This window comes from Actinomadura violacea, from assembly GCF_017573465.1.
Taxonomy (GTDB): domain Bacteria; phylum Actinomycetota; class Actinomycetes; order Streptosporangiales; family Streptosporangiaceae; genus Spirillospora; species Spirillospora violacea.
Window position 1 is genome coordinate 168,978 of the sequence record NZ_JAGEPF010000014.1, and the last position, 24,357, is coordinate 193,334.

The window sequence follows — 24,357 nt, forward strand, 5'->3', positions numbered from 1 at the left end:
GCGCCGGCGCCGCTCAGCGTCCCTTCAGTTCGTGGACGAGCGTGTTCGCGGCCGCCCGCGTCGGCGAGCCGGTCACGACGACCTTCCCGTCCCGGATCGGCATGTCGACGCGCGGCAGCGTGATCAGCCGGTCGCGGACCACGAACGCCAGGTCGCGGCCCACGGTCGCGCCGGTCAGCCGCGCGAACGCGTGCCGGTCCACGGGCCGCAGCGTGAGCGCTACGTCGTAGCCGGTGGACGCTCCGCGCGACTTCTGCACCCGCAGGTCGGCGACCTTGTGGATCGCGATGCCCTGCGCGAGCCGGTAGCAGGTCACGCCGGTGGAGGACTGCCCGGTGATCCCCGGCGTCCCGGCGGGGCACTGCCCCGGCATGGCCTGCGTCACCGGGTAGACGTGCAGCGGGGCGGCCAGCGTCACCGGCTGCGTCCGCATGGACGAGGCGATCATGCCGCCGGTCACCGCGACCGCGGCGATCAGCAGCCCGAGCGTCAACACCATGATCACCAGCGCGGACCGGTGCTGGTCGGCGGCCTGCACCGGCGCCGGCACGGGCCGCTCCCGGTACGCCAGGCCCTGGCGGCGTGCGGCGCGGCTGCGCTTGGTCTCGGCCGCCGCCCGCCGCCGCTGCTCGGCACGCGCGCGGCGCCGCCGGTCGGCGTCCGGGATGTCGGGCACCGGCAGCACCGCCGTCGACCGCTCCGGGACCGGCGCGGGTTCACGACGTTCATCGGACAGCACGGGCCCCGCCGGCCGCGCCGGCCCGGCCGGCGGCCCCTTCGGCTCCGGAATCAGCGTCGGCCCGGGCACCGGCTCGGTGGCCGCCCGCCCGGCCAGATCGTCCTGCCCCAACGCCTGCGCGGGTGAGGGTTCCGTCCCCTGCCGAGGCACCCGCACCTGCTCAGCGGACGGAGTCTGCTCCGCCGGCCTCGCGTCTGCCGCGGGTGCGCCTGGTCCAGGCTGCGGCGGCTGCGCCTGTACGACCGGCAATGGCTGCGTAGGCGGTGCGACTTGCTCAGCCTGCGGCGTCTGCGCGGGCGACGGCGCCTGTGCCGGCGGCGAGGGCTGCTCAGCGGAAGGGGCATGCTCCGCCGGCGCGGCGTCCTCGGGTCGCGCGGACGGTCCGGGCGCCGGGGACGGCTCCGGCTGGTCGGACTCGGGGAGGAGCGGGGTGGGCGGCGGCGGCCAGGCCAAAGGACGGTCCGGGGTGGCCGCCGGGGGCGGAGGAGGCGGCGGGGGCGAGGGCTCTTCTGCCTGCCGACGACCCTTGCTGCGGCGCGGAACGACCCGCATCGTCACCTCCCCGGGCTGACAAGATCTCGACAGTCTTTCAGGATGAGACGGTGTCCCGCATCGGGTCACGACCGAACCCGGCCAACGATCGCGGATTGCTCATCACGTGATGAACACTGCCCCGTCCGTGCGGTTCCGAAGCGCGCGAAGCCCGTCCCCGCGAGCATGCGGGGACGGGCTTTGCGGAACGCGGAGACGCGTCGGTATCCGGCCTGGGGAACGACCCGTCAGTCGATGCGCCAGGTGTCGCCGCTGCCGAGCAGCGCGGCGAGGTCGCCCGCGCCCTGCGTCTCGACGGCCTCCTCGACCTGCGCGCGCATCAGCTCGTCGTAGGACGGGCGGTCGACGTTGCGGAAGATGCCGATCGGGGTGTGCTCGAACGCCGGCTGGTCCAGGCGCGACAGCGCGAACGCCATCGACGGGTCCGGGTTCGAGGCGTCGTGCACGGCGATCTCCGAGGCGGCGACGTCGGCGACGTTCACCACCTCGAACGAGCCGGTCGGCGTCCGGCGCAGGGCCTTCTGCCGGTCGGCGCCGAACACGATCGGCTCGCCGTCCTCCAGGCGGATGGTGATGTCGTCGCGGACGGCGGCGTCCTTCAGCGGCTCGAACGCGCCGTCGTTGAAGATGTTGCAGTTCTGGTAGATCTCGACGAGCGCGGTGCCGCGGTGCTCGGCGGCGGCGCGCAGCACCGACTGCAGGTGCTTGCGGTCGGAGTCGATGGTGCGGGCGACGAAGGTGCCCTCGGCGCCGATCGCGAGCGACAGCGGGTTGAACGGGGCGTCCAGCGAGCCCATCGGCGTCGACTTGGTGATCTTGCCGGTCTCGGAGGTGGGCGAGTACTGGCCCTTGGTCAGCCCGTAGATCCGGTTGTTGAACAGCAGGATCTTCAGGTTGACGTTGCGGCGCAGCGCGTGGATGAGGTGGTTGCCGCCGATGGACAGCGAGTCGCCGTCGCCGGTGACGACCCACACCGACAGGTCGGGCCGGGACGTGGCGAGGCCCGTCGCGATCGCGGGCGCGCGGCCGTGGATCGAGTGGAACCCGTAGGTGTTCATGTAGTACGGGAACCGGGACGAGCAGCCGATGCCGGAGATGAACGTGATGTTCTCGCGGCGCAGCCCGAGCTCGGGCAGGAAGGACTGGACGGCCGCGAGGATCGCGTAGTCACCGCACCCGGGGCACCAGCGCACCTCCTGGTCGGTCTTGAAGTCCTTCATCGTCTGCTTCACGTCGGTCTTGGGGACCAGGGAGAGCAGGCTGCGGCCGTTCCCGCCGGCGGAACCGTTCCCGCCGCCGTTCAGGGCGCCGTTTCCGTTGGTGTCACTCACTGTCGATCACTTCCTGGATGACGTCCTGCAGCTCTTCCGACTTGAAGGGCAGGCCCCGGACCTGGTTGTAGCCGATCACGTCGATCAGCAGCCGGCCGCGCAGCAGCATCGACAGCTGGCCGAGGTTGATCTCGGGGACGACGACCTTGTCGTAGGAGCGCAGCACCTCCGGCAGGTTCGCGGGGAACGGGTTGAGGTGCCGCAGGTGCGCCTGCGCCACGTCGCGGCCCTCGGCGCGGACGCGCCGGACGGCGGCGGAGATCGCGCCGTAGGTGCCGCCCCAGCCCATGACCAGGACGCGCGCCTTGCCGGACGGGTCGTCGACCGCGAGCGGCGCGACGTCGTTCGCGATGCCGTCGACCTTGGCCTGGCGGAGCCGGACCATCGTGTCGTGGTTGGCCGGGTCGTAGGAGATGTTGCCGGTGACGTCGGCCTTCTCCAGGCCGCCGATCCGGTGCTCCAGGCCGGGGGTGCCCGGGACCGCCCACGGGCGGGCCAGGGTCTCGGGGTCGCGCCGGAACGGCTCGAACGCCTCCTCGGACGGGGCCGCGAAGTTCGGTTCGATCTTCGGCAGCGCCGCCACGTCCGGCAGCTTCCACGGCTCGGAGCCGTTCGCGAGGTAGCCGTCGGACAGCAGGATGACGGGGGTGCGGTACTTCACCGCGATGCGGGCCGCCTCCAGCGCCGCGTCGAAGCAGTCGGAGGGGGACTGCGGCGCGATGACCGGGACGGGCGCCTCGCCGTTGCGGCCGTACATGGCCTGCATCAGGTCGGCCTGCTCGGTCTTGGTCGGCAGGCCGGTGGACGGTCCGGCCCGCTGCACGTCGATGACCAGCAGCGGGAGTTCCGTCGCGACGGCGAGGCCGATCGTCTCGCTCTTCAGCGCGATGCCGGGCCCGGAGGTGGTGGTGACGCCGAGCGACCCGCCGAACGAGGCGCCGAGCGCCGCGCCGACGGCGGCGATCTCGTCCTCGGCCTGGAACGTCCGGACGCCGAACCGCTTGTGCTTGGACAGCTCGTGCAGGATGTCGGAGGCCGGGGTGATCGGGTAGGAGCCGAGGTAGACGGGCAGGCCGCTCTGCACGCCCGCGGCGACGATGCCGAGGGACAGCGCGGCGTTGCCGGTGATGTTGCGGTACAGGCCCGCGTCGTGCTCGGCCGGCTTGACCTCGTACTGCACCGAGAACGCCTCGGTGGTCTCGCCGTAGCTCCAGCCCGCCTGGAACGCGGCGATGTTCGCCTTCATGATCTCGGGCTTCTTGGCGAACTTGCGCTCGAGGAAGCCGACCGTCCCCTCGGTGGGACGGTGGTACAGCCACGACAGCAGCCCGAGCGCGAACATGTTCTTCGCGCGCTCGGCGTCCTTCTTGGAGATGTCGTAGCCCTCGAGCGCGGTGACCGTCATCGAGGTGAGCGGCAGCGCGTGCACCCGGTACTCGGCGAGCGAGCCGTCGGTGACCGGGTCGGCGGCGTAGCCGACCTTGGCGAGGTTGCGCTTGCTGAACTCGTCGGTGTTGACGATCAGGTCCGCCCCGCGGGGCAGGTCCCCGAGGTTGGCCTTGAGGGCGGCCGGGTTCATCGCGACCAGCACGTCGGGCGCGTCGCCCGGCGTGAGGATGTCGTGGTCGGCGAAGTGGAGCTGGAAACTGGACACGCCGGGGAGGGTCCCGGCGGGGGCGCGGATCTCGGCCGGGAAGTTCGGCAGGGTCGACAAGTCGTTGCCGAACGCCGCCGTCTCCTGGGTGAAGCGATCGCCGGTCAACTGCATTCCGTCACCGGAGTCCCCGGCGAAGCGGATGATGACGCGGTCGAGCTGCTGGACCTGTTTGGTCACAGAGGAAGACCTCCTCGACGCGCAGCACCCGTCCTGGGGGAGGCACCCAGGATCGTGATGCTACTAAGGCTTACCTTCATGGTATGTCCGGGATGGAATGCTGGTCTCGGGGATCGGTCCGCTCAGCGCCACGGCGGCGCCGGGCGTGCGGCCCGGTTCCGGGCGCCCGTGCGGGCTCCGCTGATCGTGACCGCGGTCCGAGAGGCGCGGACCGCGGCCGTCGCTCCGCCCGTCGTTCGCGACATCCCGCCGCCTTGGAGGTCATGACCCCGTACCACCAGGGTTATCACCTCGGGCGGGGGAGCACGCGTCCCGGCCGGATCCGGGCAGGTCCTAACCGGTGCTACGAGCCGGACGGGTCCCCGGGTTCACCGCTGAACACAGGGCGCTGGCCAGCCGGCACAGGTCGACGTGCAGCCGCCTCACCAGCCGGGCGGGATGGGCCGGGGAGCCGTCGCTCCCCGAGGGCACGGAGTTCACAGCCCGCAGTGTAGACAGGCTGAATTTCGTTCTGCTCAACCGGCCCCCGGGCGCCTGGCAAGGGTTTCAGGGCCTGCCGGCGCCGCCCGTGCCCGCCGCGCGCGGCCCGGTGGGGGCGCCGGCCGCGCCGCCGGACGCGCCGCCGCCCGTGCCGGAGGTGGCGCCGGGGGACGGGGCGCCGGTCGCGCCGCCGGGCGAGCCCGACAGTGTGCTCTTCACCACGGCGCTGCGCTCCTTGTCCAGCTTGGCGAGGAGTGCCCTGACGTCCGCGCTGGTCAGCGCCTCGCCGATCACCTTGGCCTGGGCGGAGTACGGGTAGGAGCCGGGGTGGTCGAGCGCCGACTTCACCCAGGTCCGCCAGGCCCGTCCCTTGACGGTGCAGGTCAGCACGAGCGAGCGGTTCTCCGGGACGGGCGCGGACGCGGTGCAGGCGCCGAGCGGCGTGCCGCGCGACGTGATCGCCGCGTGCAGTGCCGCGCGCGCGTTGTCCGGCACCGTGTCCGGGGACGACAGTGTCGCCGGGACGCGCACCGTGCATCCCGCCGTGTTCTGGTCGCAGTTGACGAAGGTGAGCTTGCCCGGGGCGAAGTGCAGGTCCGGGTCGGCGGCGCCGACGAGGGCCTTGACCTGGGGCCGCAGCCGCGCGAACAGCGAGGCGGGGTTCTGCAGGTCGGCGACGGTGAACCGGGCGCCGTCGGCCCCGGCCGCCTGCACGGCCAGCAGCCGGTACGGCGCCGCTGCCGACACCAGGTAGTTCGCGCCGGACGTCTTGATCTTGTAGGCGCGGACGCCGTTCATGGTCTCCGTGGGCGGCTTGGCGGGCGCCTTGGTCAGCGACTTCGCGATCGCCTGCGTGCTCAGCACGTCCGGGACGTCGAAGCCGGGGACCGAGGCGGGCGCCTTCGACCAGTGGCCCGCGTAGTTGTCGGGGTGGGCGCTCTCGCCCGCGTACTCGCGCCAGAACTGCGTGCCGGCCTTGAGGTAGGTGCCGCCGCCGACCGCGACGACCTCGGCGGTCAGCGCGCCCGCCGTCAGCGTGCCGATCGCCGATCCCGCCGCCGTGACCTGCAGGTCCGCCTGGACGGGACGGCCGTTCGCGGTGGTGAGCGTGCCCTGGTAGCGCAGGCCGGGCCCGGAGGTGAGCTGCCGGCCCGCCTCCAGCGACCACGTCGAGGGCGCCGCGGCCGACGGCTTCGGGTGCGCCTTGCCGGCCCCGTCGTCGTCGGAGATGAACACGACCGCGACCGTCGCGGCCGCCGCGACGATCACGGCGGCGCCCGCGCCGGTCGCCAGGCGCTTCTTGAGCTTGCCGCCGCGCGGCGGTGGCCCGCCGATCCCGTGCGGCAGCGGCATCCCGGGGCCCTGCGGCATTCCAGGACCTTGCGGCATCCCCGGCGCGCCGGGCTCCTGCGGCGGCACGCCCGCGCCGGGCGCCGCCGGGCCGTTGTACGGGAAGCCGTCCGGTGCGGTGGCCCCCGATGGCGGCGGCGAGGCGGGGGCGGGCCGGGGCGGGCCGCCCGCGACGAGGACGTCGTCCGGTGCGGGCCGGGCAGGTCTGGACTCCGGAAGCGGGTCGTCCTGATCAGCGCTCACAAGCCATAAGGATGCCCGACGATGCGAGCGGCCGGACCGGAAACCGTGCATCGCCGGGCATATCACCACATCAGCCGGGGCGGCCGGCTTACCCGCCGCTCGCCCCGGCCCGCGGGCTCACTCGCTGTCGAGGCCGCTCTGCAGCGCGGCGACCTCCGACGGCGTCGCGCCGACCACCTTGAACTGCGCGTGCTTGTAGAACGTGCCGCCGGTGGACTTCGCCCAGCTCTGCCACGCGGAGGTGGACACCCGGCAGCTCGCCCACACCGGGTTGCTGTCGTTGATCGTGATCGTGTCGGTGCAGTTGCCGAGGTCCCGGCCGGTCAGCGTGCCGGCCGTGATGTTGAACCGGACGTCGACCGTCATCGGCGTGGACGCGCCGTACGGCGGGCGGATCTTCGCCTCGACGGTGCAGCCGGAGTTGCTGTTGCAGCCGCCCTTCTTCCACTCGTTGACCGAGGGGCGCGCCGACGCGTCGAAGGCGTCCTTCAGCTCGCCCATGCTGGTGCGCATGGTGGAGATGGCGGTCGACGCCTCGGACGAGGACTGCGGCGTGACGTCCACCGCGACGCGCGGCGTGGTCGCCTCGTAGCGCAGCAGCTGCGCGTCGTCGGCGTCGGTGATGTAGAGCGTCGAGGTGAACGTGGTGAACTTCAGCGCCTTCTTGCCGGCCCACGTCGTCTTCAGCGGCTTGACCTTGGCGGTCGCCGCGGCCCGCAGCTTGGTCGCCAGGGCGCCCGGCGCCAGCTCCTGCTTGAAGTCGATGTCGAGCTTGTCGGCGCTCAGCCGGCCCCACTGCTGCCCGCTGTCGAGGTAGAACGGCGAGCCCTCGCTGGTGTCGACCTGGTCGCGCCAGTACGAGGAGTCGGCCTTCAGGAACAGCTTGCCGTCCGCCGACAGCAGCGTGACGTTGTCGGAGTTCCAGGTGACCGGGCCGGTCGCGCGGCCGCCCTTGGTGACGTCGAGCCGGCCGTTGATGTTGTCGGCGCCGCCGCCGAAGTCGCCCTTCAGCTCGACGACGCGGTCGGCCGCCATGGAGTCGGCCGCGGACTTCAGCTTGTCCTCGGGCGACTTGCCGCCGCCCTTGGCCACCACCAGGAACACCACCGCGCCGATGATCAGGACCACCACGAGGCCGCCGCCGACCAGCGCCGCGATCAGCGGGCCGCTGCTGCGCTTGGGCGGCGGGGGCATGCCCGGGCCGCCCATCGGCGCGCCGGGCGGCGGCGGGAAGAAGGGCGGCGGCGTGCCCGGGCCGCCGCCGTAACCGCCGGGCGGCGGCGGGGCGCCGGGACCGCCCGGGGCACCCGGAACGCCCTGTCCGCCCGGGTAGCCGGGGCCGCCCGGGCCCGGCGCGCCGCCGGGGCCCGCGGGCGGTGGCGGGGGCGGCCAGGAGGCACCGCCCGGGTTCTCCCAGCCCGGATTCGGCGGGGGGTTGCTCATCCGGTCACGTCCTTCCAGGTCAACTGACCCCAATGCATCCTCTAGTGTGCAGCAAAACCATGACATTGTGATCCTCCGCGGTGGAGGTACGACGTCACACTCGCGCACGCCCTTTCAGGGGATACTGCTTGGACGCAGGCGGGAGGGCAGCGGTGCATAACTATTTCGACTCATATGTCGGTCTTGCGGCGCTGCTGATCGCCGGCGTCGGCATCGTCGGCGGCGGCCTCGCCGCCAACCGGATGCTCCGCCCGCACAGCCCGACCGCGGAGAAGCTCACCACCTACGAGTGCGGCGTCGACCCCGTCGGCGACGGCTGGGCGCACTCCTACATCCGCTATTACGTCTTCGCCTACCTGTACGTGGTCTTCGCGGTGGACGCGGTGTTCCTCTTCCCGTGGGCGACGGTCTTCGCCGCCCCCGGCTACGGCGCCACCACGCTCGGCGAGATGTTCGTCTTCCTGGCGTTCCTCGCCGTCGGGCTCTTCTACGCGGGCCGCAAGGGCGTCCTGTCCTGGACCTGAGCCCGCGGCGCGGCCCGTCCGGGCTGTAACAATGCTTGCGTGGGCACCATCGATCTCCCGCCGCCGAGCGTCGGACCCCTGTCGCGGCTCGCGCCCAAGCCGGTCAAGTTCGTCCTCAACTGGGGCCGCCGCTACTCCCTCTGGGTCTTCAACTTCGGCCTGGCCTGCTGCGCGATCGAGTTCATCGCCACCTCGATGAGCAGGCACGACTTCATCCGGCTCGGCGTCATCCCGTTCGCGCCCGGCCCCCGGCAGGCCGACCTGATGGTCGTGTCCGGCACGGTCAGCGACAAGATGGCGCCCGCCGTCCGCCGGCTGTACGAGCAGATGCCCGAGCCGAAGTACGTGATCTCGTTCGGCGCCTGCTCCAACTGCGGCGGCCCCTACTGGGACTCCTACTGCGTGACGAAGGGCGTCGACCAGATCATCCCGGTGGACGTGTACGTGCCGGGCTGCCCGCCCCGTCCCGAGGCGCTGCTGCAGGGCATCGTCCACCTGCAGGAGAAGATCGCCGCCGAGTCGCTCGGCGACCGCTACGACGGCGGCGACCCGTCGAGCCCGCCGCCCGCGCCCCGGCCGTTCTCGGCCACCGTCCTGCGCCGCCCCCTCCAGCCCCCGCCCGCCGAGGGACCGGTGCTGGATGAGCCATCGCCCTCGGACGCGACGCGCCCCGTCCCGCCGCCCGAACACCAGGAGGCGGAGGAGCCCGCGCCGGAGGCAGGACCCCCGGCCGCGCGCCCGGACGACGAGACGCGTCCCGTGCCGCCCGTCGAACCGCGGGCCGAGGGCCCCGGCGACGCGCCCGCCGCCGAGGACGAGACCAGGCCGCTGCCCGCCGCCGCACCAGAACCCGAACCCGAACCCGGCACGGTCCGGCCCGACGACGAGACGCGGCCGATCCCGGCCATCGCGCCCGAACCCGAGGACGCCGGCGCCGAGCCGGAGCCCGCCGCCGAACCGCCGCGGCGGCCCCCGCACGAGCACGACCCGTCGATCATCCCGGGCCTCGCCGACGACGGGAACGACGACGAGATCGGGCGGAGCCGGTGAGCGCCCCCGCCGAGCCGGCCGCCGCCTGGACCGGCCGGTTCGGCGACGACGTGACGACCGAGGAGACGGCCGGCGGCCTGTCGGTCGGCGTGCCCGCCGACCGCTGGATCGAGGCCCTCACTTTCGCCCGCGACGACCTGGCCTGCGCCTTCTTCGACTGGCTGACCGGCGTCGACGAGCTCGACGAGGGCTTCGCCATCGTCGTCCACGCGTACTCGCCGGAGCGCCGCCACCATCTGCTCGTCCGGACGCGGGTGCCGCGGGACGCGCCGTCCCTGCCTACCGCCACCGGCGTCTACCGGGGCGCGGCGTGGCACGAGCGGGAGACGGCCGAGATGTTCGGCGTCGTGTTCGAGGGGCACCCGAACCCCGTCCCGCTGCTGCTCCCGGACGGGTTCGAGGGGCACCCGCTGCGCAAGGACTTCGTGCTGGCCGCGCGGGTCGCCAAGCCGTGGCCGGGCGCGAAGGAGCCGGGCGAGTCGGGGCACGGCGCGCCGAGCCGCCGCCGCGTCCGCCCGCCGGGCGTGCCCGACGAGGGCCCGTGGGCCGAGGCCGCGGAGCGCCGCCGGGCCGCCGGCCGCCCCGCGCGGCCGCAGGAGCGGGGCCCGGATGCTTGAGATCATCGGGAAGCTGGTGCTGGTCGCGGCGGCGTTCGCGCTGCTGCCGCTGCTGGTCGGGCAGGCCGAGCACAAGGTGATGGCGCACATGCAGGGCCGTCTCGGCCCCATGTACGCGGGCGGTTTCCACGGCTGGGCGCAGCTCGTCGCCGACGGCGTGAAGTTCGCGCAGAAGGAGGACGTGGTCCCGCGCGACGCCGACCGGTGGGTGTTCAAGCTGGCGCCGGGCGTCGCGCTCGTCCCGTACCTGCTGGTCCTGACCGTGGTGCCGATCGGGCCGGGCGGGCAGGTCGCGCTGGACCTCGGCGCCGGGGTGTTCTTCGCGCTCGCGGTGATGGGCGTCGGGGTGATCGGCGCGATCATGGCGGGCTGGGCGAGCGCGAACAAGTACGCGCTGCTCGGCGGGATCCGGGTCGCGGCGCAGCTGATGTCCTACGAGCTGCCGATGGTGTTCGCGGCGTCGTCGGCGGCGATGGCGGCGGGCACGCTGTCGCTGCAGGGCATCGTCGGTGAGTGGCGCTGGTGGTGGCTGCCGTGGCAGGCGGTCGGCGCCGTGGTGTTCTTCGTCGCGGGCCTGGCGGAACTGCGCCGACCGCCGTTCGACATGCCGGTCGCCGACTCGGAGATCATCTTCGGTCCGTACACCGAGTACGGCGGGCTGCGGTTCGCGCTGTTCATCCTGGCCGAGTACGCCGGGATCGTGGTGCTCTGTGCGCTGACGACCGTGCTGTTCCTCGGCGGCTGGAAAGGCCCGTTCCTGAACACCGAGCTGGGCTGGCTCTGGACGCTGATCAAGGTCGCGGTGCTGGCGTTCTGCGTGATCTGGCTGCGGGTCAGCTACCCGCGGATGCGCGAGGACCAGCTCCAGAAGCTCGCCTGGACATGGCTCGTCCCGCTGTCGCTGGCGCAGCTCGCGCTCACCGGCGTCCTCAAGGTCGCGTTCGCCTAGCTTCCCGCCGCCGTCCGGTCAGGGTAGGAAGATCGTGTACTCGGCGAGCTGCGGCATGATCGCGGGCGGCAGGTCGCAGTCCACGGCCATCTCCTCGACGGAGACGAACGTGCCGTGCTCGTCGCGGTGCGCGACGACCCGCTCGGCCAGCTCCTCGGTCATCCCGGGCAGCGCGGCGATGATCTCGGCCGGGGCGTGGTTGGCGTCGACGAGGCCGCCGTCGTCGTAGGCGCGGGGCACGTCCGGGCGGCCGATCCGCAGCTCGTGCGCGAGCGCCGGGTCGTCGGCGACGATCGCGCGGGCGTCGGCGCGCAGGCCCCGCCGGTACTTGGCGTACTCGACGGCGTTCTCGTTGTGGTGGCTGCGCGGCGCCTCGCGCGGATACACCCTGCGGCGCACCGCGAACGCGTGCGCGGTGCCGGCGGGCCACATCGTCAGCAGCAGGATCGTGCCGAGCACGATCAGAAACGCGTTGTCGGTGTTCAGCGCGGCCATCATCGCCGCCAGGCCGAGCCCGTAGCCGGTGGCGGCGACCCCGTAGTTCCACGAGCCGCGCTTGACGGCGGCGTAGAGGAACGTGGCGGGCGTCGCGAACCCGAACGTGAGGAAGGGCAGGATCGCCCATAGCACGCCGTTCGGCTGCGGGGGCGGCGGCGGAAGCGGCGGCACCGGGCGCAGCGGCGGGAGCGGATACCCGCCGGACCCCCAGGTCGGAGACCGGTCCGGCCGTCCCGCCGGCGGGACGGGACGCGACGGCGACGGGGGCGTCGCCGGGCGCGGTGCGGCCGGACCCGGCGGCGACGCGGGGCCGGGCGGGGAGGCGGCCGGCCGCGGCGGAGCGGGCGAGGCGGGCGGAACGGGCGGGACGAGCGGGCGGCGCGGCGGCTGCGGCGGTGGCTGCTGCGTGCCGCCCGGCGGCGTGAACCCGTCCGGCTTGGTGGTGCGGTGCATCGGCAGGCCGCCCGGCGGCGTCTCCCGGGAGGGCGTGCCCTTCGGCGGTGTCGCGCCCGAGGACGCGGCGGGCTGCGGGCGGGCAGGGTCGGGTTCGTGGTCGTACTGTCCGTCCGCATGGTGGCTCACAGGTCCTCCTTGCCCGCAGGCGTACAGGAGCGTGGGCCGCGGGTGCCCACGTATCGTCCGACGAACGCGGAACCCGCCGCGTTCCACCGCGGCGTTTCGTACGCAATCATGTTGCGCGTGGGACGGCTACCGGGAGGCGGGCTGGCCAAGGGGCTGGCCGTCACGTTGCGGACTATGACGCGGCGCTCCATCACGCGTCAATACCCCGAGGTGCAGCCGGATCTGCCCCCGCGCAGCCGGGGGGTGATCGCGCTCTTCGAGGAGAACTGCACCGTCTGCATGCTCTGCGCGCGCGAGTGCCCCGACTGGTGCATCTACATCGACTCGCACAAGGAGACCGTCCCCGCCGAGGGCGGCGGGCGGCCGCGCGTCCACAACGTCCTCGACCGGTTCGCGATCGACTTCGCGCTGTGCATGTACTGCGGCATCTGCATCGAGGTCTGCCCGTTCGACGCGCTGTTCTGGTCGCCGGAGTTCGAGTACGCCGAGTACGACATCGCGGAGCTGACCCACGAGAAGGAGCGGCTGCGCGAGTGGATGTGGACGGTGCCGCCGCCGCAGGTGCACGACCCGGCCGCCGAGCCGCCGAAGGAGATCGCGGCGGCGGAGAAGGCGGCGGCGCGGGCCGCGCGGCGCCCGCCGCCCGGTCCGCCGGGGGACCGCCGATGAGCGGCCAGGAGATCGTCTTCACGCTGCTCGGGGTGGTGGCCGTCGGGTCCGGGATCATGGTCGTGACGACGCGGCGGCTCGTCCACGCGGCGCTGTGGCTGGTGCTGTCGTTCGGCGCGCTCGCGGGCGGCTACGTGGTGCTGACCGCGGAGTTCGTCGCGTGGGTGCAGGTGCTGATCTACGTCGGCGCGGTCGTCGTGCTGCTGCTGTTCGGGATCATGCTGACGCGGGCGCCGATCGGCGACTCCGCCGACCTCGACTCCGGCAACCGGTGGGCGGCCGCGGCCGTCGCCGCCGCCACCGCCGCGGTGCTGGTCACCGTCATGGTCATGGGGTTCCGGGACGAGCGGATGCCGCTGCGCGCGGGCGGCGGCTCGGCGGGCGAGCTCGGCGCGAGCGTGTTCCGGACGTGGGTGCTGCCGTTCGAGGTGCTGTCGGTGCTGCTGCTGGCCTCGCTGGTCGGCGCGATCGTCCTGTCCCGGACCGGCATCGGCCCGGGCCGCGGACCGGGCTCCGGGGAAGGGGACGGCTGATGCATCTGGCCTACCCGACGGTCGTCGCCGCGCTGCTGTTCTCCGTCGGCGTGTACGGGGTGCTGGCGCGGCGCAACGCGATCCTCGTCCTGATGTCGGTCGAGCTGATGCTGAACGCGGTGAACCTGAACCTCGTCACGTTCGACATGTGGTTCCGCGACCGGCTGCACGGCGGGCAGGTGCTCACCCTGTTCACGATCGTGATCGCGGCGGCGGAGGTCGGGCTCGGCCTCGCGATCGTCCTGCTGGTGTACCGGAACCGGGAGATGGTGGACGTCGACCGGCTCCGCTCGCTGGCCGAGTCCGACGACGCGGCCGAAGCCGGCGAAGTCGGAGAGGTCGGAGAGGTCGAGGAGGCGGCGCCGTGATCTGGCTCGCGTCCCTGACGATCCTGCTGCCGTTCCTCGCCGCGTTCGCCGGGATGCTGGGCGGCCCGTCGCTCGGCCGCCTGCTCGGCTCCGGCGGCCCGCTGCGCAACGGCCCGGCGCTGATCGCCTGCGCGCCGGCCGCGGTGTCGCTCGTGCTGTCGGCGATCGTCGCGTTCGTCGTCTGGCAGGACCCCGGCGCGCGGACCGGTGCGCTGACCGTGATCGACACCGGCTCGGTGCCGATCCGCGTCGGGCTGCAGGTGGACGGCCTGTCCGCGGTCGTCGCGCTGATGGTCTGCTGCGTCGCGCTCGCCGTCCAGGTGTACTCGGTCGCCTACATGGACGGCGACCGGCGCTACTCGTCCTACGCCGCGTTCGTCTCGCTGTTCACCGCCGCGATGCTGCTGGTGGTGTTCGCCGGCGACCTCCTCGTCCTGTACGTGGGCTGGGAGGTCATGGGCATCTGCTCGTACTTCCTGATCGGCCACCACTGGGAGGAGCGCGCCAACTCCCGCGCGGCCGTCAAGGCGTTCCTGGTGACGCGCCTCGGCGACGTCGGCTTCCTCATCGGGATCATCGTGCTCGGCCTGAGCGCCCGCACGTTCGAGATCCACGGCGTCCTGACCCGGGTCTGGACGATGCCGGGGAGCACCCTCACCATCGTCGCGCTGCTGCTCCTCGCGGGGGTCGCGGGCAAGAGCGCCCAGTTCCCGCTGCACACCTGGCTCCCGGACGCGATGGCGGGCCCGACGCCGATCAGCGCGCTGATCCACGCCGCCACGATGGTCGCGGCCGGCATCTACGTCGTCGCCCGGCTGTACGGGGTGTTCGCCGCCGCGCCGGGCGCGCCGGCCGTGCTCGGCGTCATCGCGGTGATCTCGATGGTCGGCGCGGCGCTCGCGGCCCTCGCGCAGGACGACCTGAAACGCGTGCTCGCCTACTCGACGATCAGCCAGCTCGCCGTGATGGGCGTCGCGCTCGCGGTCGGCGCGAAGTCCGCGGCGATCTTCCACCTGCTGACGCACGGCGCGTTCAAGGCGCTGCTGTTCCTCGCCGCAGGCTGCGTCATCGCGACCACCGGGTCCACGCTCCTCGCGAAGCACGGCGGGCTGCGGCGCGGCATGCCGATCACCTTCTGGTCGATGACCGTCGGGTTCGCGGCGCTCGCGGGCGTCCCGCCGTTCAGCGGCTGGTTCAGCAAGGACTCCGTCATCGAGGCCGCCCAGCACGCCGCCTTCCCCACCCACCCCACCGCCGAGGCGAGCTGGTTCGCCTACGCCCCGCTCGACAACGGTCCTGCGGCCGATACCGGTGTGGACAGACTGGTGCGGCTCCATGGCGGCCCGGTCTGGACCTACTCCTCCACCCCCGACCTGCCGCACTGGACCGCGTGGCTGATCTACCTGGGGTTGCTGTTGACGGTCGCGCTGACGGCGGCGTATGCGATGCGGGCCTGGCTGATGGTGTTCTTCGGCGAGCAGCGCGGGACGTACGAGGTCCGCGAGCCGTCGAAGATCATGACGTGGACGGCGGCGGCGGTGGCCGTCCCGGCGGCGATCCTCGGGTTCTTCGGGCTCGGGGCGGGCGAGCTGCGCCCGCACCTCGGTCCGGCGCTGATCGGCGTCGGGCTCCTGATCGTCGGGGCGGGCGCGGTGTTCCTGCTGTGGAACCGGGATCCGGCGGCCGATCCGGCGAAGGCCCTCGGGGCCCTGCGCAGGGTGTTCGCGCGGGGCTTCTACGTGGACGAGCTGTACGCGATGGCGATCGTCCGGCCCGTCCAGGCCCTCGCGCGCGGGGTCGTGTGGTTCGACCGGCGCGGCGTGGACGCGGCCGTCGTCGGGTCCGGACGGGGCGCGCGGCGGCTCGGCGGGCTGCTGCGGATCCCGCAGAACGGCAACGCGCAGGCGTACCTGACGGGCCTGCTCGCGGGGGTCGCCGTCATCACGGCCCTGGTGGTGATCTTCCGGTGATCTTCCTGTGGATGATGGCGATCCCGCTGTTCGGGGCGCTGGCGATGCTCGTCCCGGCGGACCGGTTCCTGCGCACCGGGTTCGCGGTCCGGGCGTTCGGGACGGGCGTGTCCGCGGCGACGCTGCTCGTCGCGGTCTCGGCGCTGACCGCGTTCGACTTCGGCGACACCTCGCGGACGCAGCTGCAGGCGAACTGGGCGTGGGCGCCCGCGATCGGGCTGCGGTTCCACCTCGGCGCCGACGGGATCTCGCTGCCGCTGGTCGTGCTGACCGCGCTGCTGACGTTCCTGTGCTTCCTCTACACGCTGCGGCATCCCCCCGAAGGCGGGATGATCCGGCTGCTGACCGCGCTGCTGCTCGTCCTGGAGGTCGGGCTGATCGGCACGTTCACCGCCCTGGACCTCGTGCTGTTCTTCGTGTTCTTCGAGACCGTCCTGATCCCGATGTACGTGGTGATCATGCTGTGGGGCGGGGCCGGGCGCCGCGCCGCCGCGACCAAGTTCATCCTGTACACGCTGCTCGGCTCGGGCCTGCTGCTCGCGGGGATGCTGCTCGTCGCCGTCAACGCGGGCACGCTCGACATGGTCCAGCTCGCCGCGCGGCACGGCGCCGGCGTCTCCCGCGGCGTCCAGATCACCGCGTTCGCGCTGATGGGGATCGGGTTCGCGGTGAAGGCGCCGATGTGGCCGCTGCACACCTGGCTGCCGGACGCGCACACCGAGGCGCCGACCGTCGGGTCCGTGCTGCTGGCCGGGGTGCTGCTGAAGATGGGCACCTACGGGCTCGTGCGGGTGGCGCTGCCGCTCGCCCCGGACGGCGCGCAGGTGTGGGCGCCGTGGCTCGGGCTCCTCGCCGTGATCGGGATCGTCTACGGCGCGCTCGCCTGCCTCGCCCAGCGCGACCTCAAGCGGATGATCGCCTACTCGTCCGTCGGGCACATGGGGTTCGTGCTGCTCGGCATCGCGTCGCTCACCCCGGTCGGGGTCAACGCGGCGCTGTTCGGCAACATCGCGCACGGCCTGATCACCGGGCTGCTGTTCTTCCTGGCCGGAGCCGTGAAGGACCGCTGGGGCAGCACCGACATGGACGCGCTCGGCGGCGGGATGCTCGGCCGGGCGCCGCGCCTGGCGTCCGTGCTGACGTTCGCGTCCGTCGCCTCGCTCGGCCTGCCGGGACTCGCCGGATTCTGGGGCGAGATGCTCGCGATGGTGGGCGCGTACCGCCCGCACGCCGACCTGCCGCGCACCGCGTTCGTCGTGTTCATGGCGGTCGCGGGGATCGGCGCGCTGCTCACCGCCGGCTACTTCCTGCGGATGCTCGCCAAGATCACGCACGGGCCCGCGCCGGAACCCGCCGGGCCCGCCCCCGCCGCGGTGACCGCCCAGGAGTACGCCGCCTGGGTCCCGCTGATCGCGCTGACCCTGCTCGTCGGGCTGTGGCCGAAGACCCTGCTGGACGTGACCGCCGCGCCGGTCCGCGCGCTGTTCGGAGGCGGCTGATGATCCAGGGCATCGACTACGCGGCGATCGCGCCGCCGCTGATCGTCGCCGCCGCCGCGCTCGGGCTGCTGCTCGCCGACGCGTTCGACGCGCCGCGCCGCGTCCTCGGCCTGGCCTGCGGCGGGTCCCTCGGCGCGGCGCTGATCGCGGTGATCGTGCTGGCGGCCGGCGACCGGCGCGCCACGTTCTGCGTGCCGTCCTCGCTGCGCGGCGGCGGGCCCCGCTCCTGCTCCTACGTCGCCGACGACTTCACGCTGCTGTTCCAGGGCATCGTCCTCGCCGCGGCGCTGGTCGTCGTGCTGCTGTCGCTCCAGGAGATCACCGACTCGAGGATCCCGGCGGGGGAGTACCACTTCCTGCTGCTGTGCGCGGTGACCGGCGCCCTCGCGCTCGTCGCCGCCCGCGACCTGATCCTGCTGCTCGTCGCGCTGGAGACGCTGTCGCTGCCGGTGTTCGCGCTGGTCGGGCTGCGCCGCTACGACGGGCGGGCGTCCGAGGCGGCGCTCAAGCTGTTCCTCGTCTCCGTCGTCTCCACCGCGGTGATGCTGTTCGGTATCTCGCTGGTGTACGGGACGACCGGCGCCATGCACCTCGACCGGATCGCCCCCGCCCTCGCCCGCGTCCCCTCCGACCTGGACCCGGTCGCGGCCGCCGGGGTCGTCCTCGTCCTCGCCGGGTTCGCGTTCAAGGTCGCCGCCGTCCCGTTCCACTTCTGGGCCCCGGACGTCTACCAGGGCGCGCCGCTGCCCGTCGCCGCGTTCCTGTCCGTCGTGTCGAAGGCCGCCGGATTCGCCGGGCTCGCGATCGTCCTCGCCCTCGGACTCCCCGCCTACGGGCACGTGTGGGGGCCGGTGATCGCCGTCCTCGCCGCGATCACCATGACCCTCGGCAACCTCGTCGCGCTCCGCCAGCGCACCGCGATCAGGCTGCTGGCCTGGTCCTCCGTCGCCCAGTCCGGCTACATGCTCGCGCCCCTGTCGGTCGGCGCCCACCGCCTCCACGAGGCCGTCGCCGCGACCACCGCCTACGTCGCCCTCTACGCCGTCATGAACCTCGGCGCGTTCACCGTCGTCACCGGCTTCGCCAGGCGCGTCCTGCGCGGCGCCCGCCCCCGCTGGGACGAGCTGGACGACTACCGCGGCCTCGCCCACCGCAGCCCCGCCACCGCGACCGCCCTCGCGTTCTTCCTCATCTGCCTCGCCGGCCTCCCGCCGGGCGTCATGGGGCTGTTCGCGAAGGTCGTGGTGTTCCGCTCCACCGTCGCCGGCGGCGTCACCTGGCTCGCCGCGATCATGGCGGTCAACACCGCGATCGGCCTGTACTACTACCTCGCCTGGGCCGTCCGGCTGTTCACCCCGCCCGCCCGGCCCTTCGCCGACCCCGTCCCCGGATGGCCCGTCCGCGCCGCCCTCGCCGCCACCGCCGCCGGCGCGGTCGTGCTGTCGATCGCCCCCCAGATCGTCCTGCAGACCGTCTCCGCCGCGACCTGACCCGGCGCCGCCCCCGCCGGACCGCCGCCCGTATTGGGAACGTTGAGGCAGGTCACACCGTTGTTGTTCATGGCGGGCAACGGACCGGAAGGCGGTGCAGAGTGCGGTTCAACGGCGTCAAGACGGCGGCACTGATCGCTGCGCTGTCGGCGTTGATGCTCGCGATCGGCTGGGCGTTCGGCGGCACCACCGGACTCGCCATCGCGCTGGTCATCGCCCTCGGCACCAACGGCGTCGCCTACCTCTTCTCCGACCGGATCGCCCTGCGCTCCATGCGCGCCCACCCCGTCGGCGAGGTCGAGGCACCGGTGCTCTACCGGCTCGTCCGCGAACTGTCCACCGCCGCCCGCCAGCCCATGCCGCGGCTGTACGTCTCCGAGACCCGCCAGCCGAACGCGTTCGCCACCGGCCGCAACCCGCGCAACGCCGCCGTCTGCTGCACCCGCGGCATCCTGCGGATGCTGGACGAGCGGGAACTGCGCGCCGTTCTCGGCCACGAGCTCTCGCACGTCTACAACCGCGACATCCTGATCTCCTCCGTCGCCGCCGCCATCGCCACCGTGATCACCTACCTGTCGCACCTGGCGATCTTCCTGCCGATCGGCCGCGAGGACGACGACGACGGACCCGGCCTGCTCGGCGCCCTGCTCATGCTGGTCCTCGGCCCTGTCGCCGCCGCCGTCGTGCAGATGGCGATCAGCCGCACCCGCGAGTTCGCCGCCGACGCCGCCGGCGCCCGCCTCACCGGCGACCCCCTCGCCCTCGCCTCCGCCCTCCACAAGATCGAGGCGGGCACCCAGGCGATGCCGCTGCCGCAGGACCCCGAGCTCGCCACCACCAGCGCCCTGATGATCGCCAACCCGTTCCGCGGCGCCGGCATCGGCAAGCTGTTCTCCACCCACCCGCCGACCGCAGAGCGCATCGCCCGCCTCGAACGCATGGCGGGCCCGCCGCGCTAGAGCGCCGTCAGGATCATCGGGCCGTCCCCGGTGATCGCGATCGTGTGCTCGAAGTGCGCGGCCCGGCTGCCGTCCGTCGTCGCGATCGACCACCCGTCCGCCAGCGTCCGTGAGTCGTCCGACCCGCCCTCGTGGAACATCGGCTCGATCGCGATCGTCAGCCCCTCGCGCAGCGGCATCCCCTTGCCCGCCTTGCCCACGTTCGGCACCGGCGGGTCCTCGTGCATCTCCGTGCCGATGCCGTGCCCGCCGCAGCCCCGCATGATCCCGAAACCCGCCTTGCGCGCCGTCCGCTCCACCGCGCTCGCGATGTCGCCCATCCGGTTCCCCGGCACTGCCGCCGCGATCGCCCGCCGCAACGCCTGCTCGGTCACGTCCAAGAGCGTCCGTCCGGCCTCGTCCTCCGTGCCCACGAAGAACGACACCGCCGCGTCCCCGCAGTACCCGTCCACCGTCGCGCCGCAGTCGACCGAGACCAGGTCCCCGTCCTTCAGCACCCGCCCGTCCGGGATGCCGTGCACCACCACGTCGTTGACCGACACGCAGATGTTCGCCGGATACGGCACGGGCGCCCAGCTCGGCTTGTAGTGCAGGAACGGCGACGTCGCGCCGTTCTCCTTCAGGATCCGCCCGGCCACCGCGTCCAGCTCCGCCAGCGGCAGGCCCGGCTCCGCCGCCTCCCGCGTCCCCGCCAGGATCCGGGCCACGACCCGTCCCGCCTCCCGCATGCGCTCCCACTCCCGTGGGCTTCGGTAAGTCACCATGGCGAAGATAGTAATACCAGTATTAGAATGCTTCCATGGTTCGCACGCCACTCACCGACGAGCAGCGCGACCGGGGCCGGGCCCTCGGCCAGGTCCTCCGCGCCGCCCGCGGCCCCCGCAGCGCCGCCGCCGTCGCCCACGACGCCGGCCTCTCCCTCGACACCCTCCGCAAGATCGAGCGCGGCGCCATCGCCGCCCCCGCCTTCTTCACCGTCGCGTCCCTGGCCCGCGTCCTGGACCTCGACCTGACCGCCCTCGCCGCCCGCCTCGAACCCTTCTGCGAAACGGGTCGAACCGACGAGCCCGCCGCCGCGTCATAACCCACGAGAGCGCGCCGGCCGCCTCTGCGGGGGAGGCGGCCGGCGCGCTCTCGCTCTGCCCTACCGGTAGTTGACGAACTGCAGCGCGACGTCCAGGTCCTTGCCCTTCAGCAACGCGATGACCTGCTGCAGATCGTCCTTCTTCTTCGAGCTCACGCGCAGCTCGTCCCCCTGGACCTGGGCCTTGATCCCCTTCGGCCCCTCGTCCCGGACGATCTTGCCGATCTTCTTGGCGTCCTCCTGGGAGATGCCCTCCTTCAGCCCGACGCCCAGCTTGTACACCTTCCCCGACAGCCGCGGCTCGCCCGGGTCGATCGCCTTCAGCGAGATCCCCCGCTTGACCAGCTTGTCCTTCAGCACGTCGAGCACGGCGTTCGCCCGCTCCTCGGTGTTCGCCTGGATCTCGATGCTCTCCCCGGACCACTTGATCCCCGCGTCCACGTTCCGGAAGTCGAACCGGTTGGCCACCTCCCTGACGGCCTGGTTCAGAGCGTTGTCGACCTCCTGCCGGTCGAGCTTCGAGACGATGTCAAACGAGCTGTCGGCCATCGCGCACACTTCCCCTCAGCAGCAACTTCGCGGTCCTGAGAGCGTAGCGACTCGCGCCCCGCCCCCTGAACCGCGGCGGGCCGCCTCACCACCGATTCCGCCGGGAGACCGCCGCCCGCCGGCCGAGCAGGGCCGAGACCAGCACCGGCGGGACGCCCCACACCGCCCACCGCCACTCGCCGAAGGCGAGGAGCACATGGAAGAGGACCGCACCCCCCACCCAGCAGAAGAAGACGGAGCCCCACCACTCGCCCCGGACCTTCCACGGCAGGCCGACGAGCGCAACCAGGCCGGTCCAGGCGAGCGACCACGGCCAGAACAGGCTCTCCCGCGGCGTCAGGTCCTCGCTCTCCCGGCCGAAGGAGACCCGCACGATCTTCCCGTTCCACACCTGCGTGCGCACCACCGTCCCGACCCTGACCTGCTCATAGAAGCGCTTGTCCACGTCGAAGTCGGCCTTCCCGCCGTCCGCTCCCCGCACGACGACGGCGTAGTGCGTGGTCGTGGACGCCGCCACGACCCCGAACGGCTGCGGCGGTGGCGGTGGCTGCGGCGGCGGTGCCGGCGGCTCCGGGGGCGTCGGCGGATCATCATTGGTCTCGTAGGTGTACCGCTTCGTCACCGTCGCGGTCGAAGCCAGAAGGCAGTCCCGCCGCTCCTGCCCCGCACACGAGCGGGCATGCTCCAGCCTGCCCAGGTTCCGGTACGGTCCCATCGCCAGCGTCACTCCGAGCACCACCAGCACCGCCCCGAGTGCCATCCCCGCCCAGCGCATGCGTCCAGCATGACCTTGCACTGACCACAGGGGAACAGGGTTTCGGGCCGCCCTCCGATGTCACGACCACTCGCCGCGTCCGCTATTCTTTCCAGTGCCGTCGCGAGAGCGACGCCACGGCGGGTTGCCCGAGTGGCCAATGGGAGCGGACTGTAAATCCGTCGGCTTAGCCTACGCAGGTTCGAACCCTGCACCCGCCACAGCACGCGAAACGGCCTCTGACCAGTGCAAACAGTCAGGGGCCGTTCGCATATCCAAGATCCCCCAGGTGCAGCGAGACGCCACCGAACGCCCCCGGATGTCACTGCCCCGGAATATAGGCGGAATGACTCCGAGCCCGTTCCCGCAGGTCGCACCGGGAATGCCGAAGGGGCTCCGGCGCGAACCAGAGCCCCCACAGCGTAGGCGTGATCAGTCATCAAGGGGCGGCGGCGCTCAGGCCGCTGCGCGTCCCCGCGCCAGGCCGCCCGGAGCGTGCGGCGTGGGCGCCGGTCACCGGGCGGCCGCGCCGGGCCGCGCGCCGCGCCACGCCCGCCGGCCCCGCCACGAACGCTCACCGCAGGGGCGCGCCGCCGCCCTGACGAGCCGACGCCAGAGCGTCTAAACCCATTCGGCGACGAGCACGAGGGCGTGACCCTGGTCGAGCGCCGTTGGAGTCCTCGGGGAGATTGCCGGAAGATCGGTCGAGCGTGCGCTACTGGGGAACCCCGTGGTTCCCCAGACCCCTCCGGACAGGTTCGTTCGTCCGTCGAGGCCCGCCCCAGTTCGGGGTTGTCGGGTTCGCAGGCCGATCATTTCGCCAGGAACAGATGAGGCCCCGTAGTTCCGGTGAAGGAACACGGGGCCACAAGCTGAGCGGTATCAGGCTCTTGTCCGGAGCCTGACTGGTATCAGCCCTCGGTGACGTCCTCAGGAACGCCAACGACGGCCAACTCGGCGCCGAAGTGGACGGAACCGCCCTCGACGACCTCGATACCGAAAGCCGCCCACTCGACGATGGTCGCGGAGGCGGACTCGCCGAACTCCTCCTTGACCGTCCGCGTGACGGCTTCCTCCTTGGTCTCGCCCGGCCGGACGTGAACGTCGCGCGTGATGAACACGGCGTCCTCGGGGATCGAGTCGGAGTCCTCCGAGATCCCTTCGGCCTCCAGCAGGACGTCGAAGTAGGCCACGCCGGTCTCCGTCTCGAAGCCCAGGCCGGGCCACTCGACGATGGTCGCGGAGGCGGACTCGCCGTACTCCTCCTTGACCGCTCGCGTGGCAGCGGCCTCCTGGGTCTCGCCGGACAGGACGTGGATGTTCATGGCGATCTGCATCGTCATATCCCCTAGGTTGTGGTTTGGCGGGCGTGGTTCCACGAGCTCGAACCAGCCAGTCGGACTCCTGCCTTACAGCCCGAACACAAAGGACAGTTCCAAGGAAGAGGAAGCCCGCAACCTCGCATACGGACGATCTCGGGATGCGACGCACGGACCCGGGGCGAGCGGAGGGCACGCGTCCGAGCGTGTGAACCGATTCGGACGGGTGCGGTGATCGTTTGGGAATCTACCGATCAGAAGGTGGACTTCAAGATCCGGAAAATACGCGGAACGACCCGGCGGGGCGAGGCGGCCGGAATGGGCTCACGTGCAGGTCGGCGGGGCAGAGCCGCCAAGATCCACGACGAACCCTGCGCCCGCCACACCCAGCGAAACGGCCCCTGACCAGGCGCAACGGTCAGGGGCCGTTCGCATGGCCAAGAGCCTCGCATGCAGCGGGACTGCCACCGGATGTCACCGGTCCCGGAATATAACGCGGAGTGGCCCCGAGCGCGTTCGAACAGGTCGCGCTGGAAAGTCGAAGGGGCTCCGGTGTGAGCCAGCGCCCCACAGCGTGGGCGCGATCAGTATCAAGGGGCGGCGCTCAAGCCGCTGGCCTGGCCACGTGCCTGGCTGCCCGAAGTGCGACGTCGGGCGCCGGTCACCAGGCGGCCGCGCCGGGCCACGCATCGTCGGCCCAGGCCTGTCCGGTCGTCATGGAAACCGCGCTGCCGCTGCGGACACCAGCGGCCTTGTGTTCATCACTGCCCGCTGAGATCGTTTGGAAGGTGTCCCGGGAAGGTCGCCGAAGCCGAGTGCAGAAGCAGCGCGAGGCCGGAGGAGAGACGTTCACTGACGTTCTCCGGCGCACACCCGTGCTGATCCCAGTCGTGCTCATCGCCCTGGTCAGCGCCGTGATCGGTGTGGCCGTCCTTGGGCCGGCCTACCGGATGCTCCCAGCGGTCATCGCC

Annotated in this window: 23 protein-coding genes and 1 tRNA gene; 13 read left to right on the forward strand and 11 right to left on the reverse strand. The window is 72.5% G+C overall.

All coding sequences use genetic code 11. The features are described 5' to 3' along the window. Positions 1 to 13 precede the first annotated feature (13 nt). The 6 genes from J4709_RS23305 to J4709_RS23325 form a co-directional block, all read right to left on the reverse strand. On the reverse strand, positions 14 to 895 hold the full coding sequence (locus J4709_RS23305) for a SecDF P1 head subdomain-containing protein (RefSeq protein ID WP_208243899.1): 882 nt from the start codon (positions 893 to 895) through the stop codon (positions 14 to 16). A gap of 623 nt (positions 896 to 1,518) precedes the next feature. Continuing rightward, the gene (locus tag J4709_RS23310) at positions 1,519 to 2,622 is read right to left on the reverse strand and encodes a 2-oxoacid:ferredoxin oxidoreductase subunit beta (protein ID WP_372442139.1); all 1,104 of its coding nucleotides are present in this window, start codon (positions 2,620 to 2,622) and stop codon (positions 1,519 to 1,521) included. Continuing rightward, the gene (locus J4709_RS23315) at positions 2,615 to 4,456 is read right to left on the reverse strand and encodes a 2-oxoacid:acceptor oxidoreductase subunit alpha (RefSeq protein WP_208243900.1); all 1,842 of its coding nucleotides are present in this window, start codon (positions 4,454 to 4,456) and stop codon (positions 2,615 to 2,617) included. The genes J4709_RS23310 and J4709_RS23315 overlap by 8 nt, the downstream gene beginning before the upstream one ends. 333 nt (positions 4,457 to 4,789) lie before the next feature. Further along, entirely contained in the window at positions 4,790 to 4,936 is a 147-nt protein-coding gene (locus J4709_RS56165; protein ID WP_360740877.1) for a putative leader peptide, read from the reverse strand. A 66-nt stretch (positions 4,937 to 5,002) separates the two neighbouring features. Beyond that, positions 5,003 to 6,529, reverse strand: coding sequence for a hypothetical protein (locus J4709_RS23320; protein WP_208244054.1), 1,527 nt, complete (start codon positions 6,527 to 6,529; stop codon positions 5,003 to 5,005). Between the two features lie 117 nt (positions 6,530 to 6,646). After that, entirely contained in the window at positions 6,647 to 7,972 is a 1,326-nt protein-coding gene (locus J4709_RS23325; protein WP_208243901.1) for a hypothetical protein, read from the reverse strand. Between the two features lie 152 nt (positions 7,973 to 8,124). On the opposite strand from J4709_RS23325, the gene J4709_RS23330 reads away from it, so the two are divergent. From J4709_RS23330 to J4709_RS23345, 4 genes are read left to right on the forward strand one after another with little or no spacing between them, the layout of a single operon-like run. Next, on the forward strand, positions 8,125 to 8,496 hold the full coding sequence (locus J4709_RS23330; RefSeq protein WP_208243902.1) for an NADH-quinone oxidoreductase subunit A: 372 nt from the start codon (positions 8,125 to 8,127) through the stop codon (positions 8,494 to 8,496). Between the two features lie 39 nt (positions 8,497 to 8,535). After that, positions 8,536 to 9,546 carry an NADH-quinone oxidoreductase subunit B gene (locus J4709_RS56370; RefSeq protein ID WP_208243903.1) on the forward strand — a complete coding sequence of 337 codons (1,011 nt, stop codon included), beginning with the start codon at positions 8,536 to 8,538 and terminating at the stop codon, positions 9,544 to 9,546. After that, complete coding sequence (locus tag J4709_RS23340) at positions 9,543 to 10,163, forward strand: NADH-quinone oxidoreductase subunit C (protein WP_208243904.1); 621 nt, start codon at positions 9,543 to 9,545, stop codon at positions 10,161 to 10,163. The genes J4709_RS56370 and J4709_RS23340 overlap by 4 nt, the downstream gene beginning before the upstream one ends. Further along, a complete protein-coding gene (locus J4709_RS23345) occupies positions 10,156 to 11,112 on the forward strand; it encodes a complex I subunit 1/NuoH family protein (protein WP_208243905.1) in 957 nt (318 codons plus the stop codon). The genes J4709_RS23340 and J4709_RS23345 overlap by 8 nt, the downstream gene beginning before the upstream one ends. Positions 11,113 to 11,130: 18 nt before the next feature. Here the strand turns inward: J4709_RS23345 and J4709_RS55695 are convergent, their stop codons facing one another. Then, positions 11,131 to 12,192: a ComEA family DNA-binding protein gene (locus tag J4709_RS55695; protein ID WP_208243906.1), complete on the reverse strand. Its 1,062-nt coding sequence runs from the start codon at positions 12,190 to 12,192 to the stop codon at positions 11,131 to 11,133. Positions 12,193 to 12,309: 117 nt separating this feature from the next. Between J4709_RS55695 and J4709_RS23355 the strand changes: the two genes are divergently transcribed. The 7 genes from J4709_RS23355 to htpX all read left to right on the forward strand — a co-directional run bounded on the left by J4709_RS23355 (position 12,310) and on the right by htpX (position 19,680). Continuing rightward, positions 12,310 to 12,861: a NuoI/complex I 23 kDa subunit family protein gene (locus J4709_RS23355; RefSeq protein WP_307801457.1), complete on the forward strand. Its 552-nt coding sequence runs from the start codon at positions 12,310 to 12,312 to the stop codon at positions 12,859 to 12,861. Beyond that, entirely contained in the window at positions 12,858 to 13,394 is a 537-nt protein-coding gene (locus J4709_RS23360; RefSeq protein WP_208243907.1) for an NADH-quinone oxidoreductase subunit J family protein, read from the forward strand. Before J4709_RS23355 ends, J4709_RS23360 begins: the two co-directional genes overlap by 4 nt. Then, positions 13,394 to 13,762: an NADH-quinone oxidoreductase subunit NuoK gene (gene nuoK / locus J4709_RS23365; RefSeq protein ID WP_208243908.1), complete on the forward strand. Its 369-nt coding sequence runs from the start codon at positions 13,394 to 13,396 to the stop codon at positions 13,760 to 13,762. Before J4709_RS23360 ends, nuoK begins: the two co-directional genes overlap by 1 nt. Next, complete coding sequence (locus J4709_RS23370) at positions 13,759 to 15,732, forward strand: NADH-quinone oxidoreductase subunit 5 family protein (protein WP_208243909.1); 1,974 nt, start codon at positions 13,759 to 13,761, stop codon at positions 15,730 to 15,732. The genes nuoK and J4709_RS23370 overlap by 4 nt, the downstream gene beginning before the upstream one ends. Continuing rightward, positions 15,729 to 17,231, forward strand: a complete 1,503-nt coding sequence (locus tag J4709_RS23375; RefSeq protein WP_307801458.1) for a complex I subunit 4 family protein — start codon at positions 15,729 to 15,731, stop codon at positions 17,229 to 17,231. Before J4709_RS23370 ends, J4709_RS23375 begins: the two co-directional genes overlap by 4 nt. Further along, positions 17,231 to 18,721: an NADH-quinone oxidoreductase subunit N gene (locus J4709_RS23380; RefSeq protein WP_208243910.1), complete on the forward strand. Its 1,491-nt coding sequence runs from the start codon at positions 17,231 to 17,233 to the stop codon at positions 18,719 to 18,721. The genes J4709_RS23375 and J4709_RS23380 overlap by 1 nt, the downstream gene beginning before the upstream one ends. Positions 18,722 to 18,822: 101 nt before the next feature. Beyond that, a complete protein-coding gene (gene htpX, locus J4709_RS23385) occupies positions 18,823 to 19,680 on the forward strand; it encodes a zinc metalloprotease HtpX (RefSeq protein ID WP_208243911.1) in 858 nt (285 codons plus the stop codon). Here htpX and map read toward each other — a convergent pair. Further along, on the reverse strand, positions 19,677 to 20,444 hold the full coding sequence (map, locus tag J4709_RS23390) for a type I methionyl aminopeptidase (protein ID WP_208243912.1): 768 nt from the start codon (positions 20,442 to 20,444) through the stop codon (positions 19,677 to 19,679). The genes htpX and map overlap by 4 nt on opposite strands. Positions 20,445 to 20,479: 35 nt before the next feature. On the opposite strand from map, the gene J4709_RS23395 reads away from it, so the two are divergent. Continuing rightward, positions 20,480 to 20,764 (forward strand): helix-turn-helix domain-containing protein, encoded by a 285-nt coding sequence (locus J4709_RS23395; RefSeq protein ID WP_208243913.1) that lies wholly within the window; start codon positions 20,480 to 20,482, stop codon positions 20,762 to 20,764. Between the two features lie 60 nt (positions 20,765 to 20,824). On the opposite strand, the gene J4709_RS23400 is transcribed toward J4709_RS23395, so the two are convergent. Both J4709_RS23400 and J4709_RS23405 read right to left on the reverse strand, forming a co-directional pair. Continuing rightward, positions 20,825 to 21,313: a YajQ family cyclic di-GMP-binding protein gene (locus tag J4709_RS23400; RefSeq protein ID WP_208243914.1), complete on the reverse strand. Its 489-nt coding sequence runs from the start codon at positions 21,311 to 21,313 to the stop codon at positions 20,825 to 20,827. 85 nt (positions 21,314 to 21,398) lie between these two features. After that, positions 21,399 to 22,088 (reverse strand): hypothetical protein, encoded by a 690-nt coding sequence (locus J4709_RS23405; protein ID WP_208243915.1) that lies wholly within the window; start codon positions 22,086 to 22,088, stop codon positions 21,399 to 21,401. Between the two features lie 118 nt (positions 22,089 to 22,206). Here J4709_RS23405 and J4709_RS23410 point away from each other — a divergent pair. Further along, positions 22,207 to 22,288 (forward strand) — tRNA-Tyr (locus J4709_RS23410). A 690-nt stretch (positions 22,289 to 22,978) separates the two neighbouring features. On the opposite strand, the gene J4709_RS23415 is transcribed toward J4709_RS23410, so the two are convergent. Continuing rightward, positions 22,979 to 23,410 carry a hypothetical protein gene (locus tag J4709_RS23415; RefSeq protein WP_208243916.1) on the reverse strand — a complete coding sequence of 144 codons (432 nt, stop codon included), beginning with the start codon at positions 23,408 to 23,410 and terminating at the stop codon, positions 22,979 to 22,981. Between the last annotated feature and the right edge of the window lie 947 nt (positions 23,411 to 24,357).

Coding starts and splice junctions, on each gene's coding strand:
- J4709_RS23325 (WP_208243901.1), bottom strand. CDS start 7,972: ATGAGCAACCCCCCGCCGAATCCGGGCTGGGAGAACCCGGGCGGTGCC.
- J4709_RS23345 (WP_208243905.1), top strand. CDS start 10,156: ATGCTTGAGATCATCGGGAAGCTGGTGCTGGTCGCGGCGGCGTTCGCG.
- J4709_RS23360 (WP_208243907.1), top strand. CDS start 12,858: ATGAGCGGCCAGGAGATCGTCTTCACGCTGCTCGGGGTGGTGGCCGTC.
- nuoK (WP_208243908.1), top strand. CDS start 13,394: ATGCATCTGGCCTACCCGACGGTCGTCGCCGCGCTGCTGTTCTCCGTC.
- J4709_RS23380 (WP_208243910.1), top strand. CDS start 17,231: ATGATCCAGGGCATCGACTACGCGGCGATCGCGCCGCCGCTGATCGTC.
- map (WP_208243912.1), bottom strand. CDS start 20,444: ATGGTGACTTACCGAAGCCCACGGGAGTGGGAGCGCATGCGGGAGGCG.
- J4709_RS23395 (WP_208243913.1), top strand. CDS start 20,480: ATGGTTCGCACGCCACTCACCGACGAGCAGCGCGACCGGGGCCGGGCC.
- J4709_RS23400 (WP_208243914.1), bottom strand. CDS start 21,313: ATGGCCGACAGCTCGTTTGACATCGTCTCGAAGCTCGACCGGCAGGAG.
- J4709_RS23405 (WP_208243915.1), bottom strand. CDS start 22,088: ATGCGCTGGGCGGGGATGGCACTCGGGGCGGTGCTGGTGGTGCTCGGA.
- J4709_RS23415 (WP_208243916.1), bottom strand. CDS start 23,410: ATGACGATGCAGATCGCCATGAACATCCACGTCCTGTCCGGCGAGACC.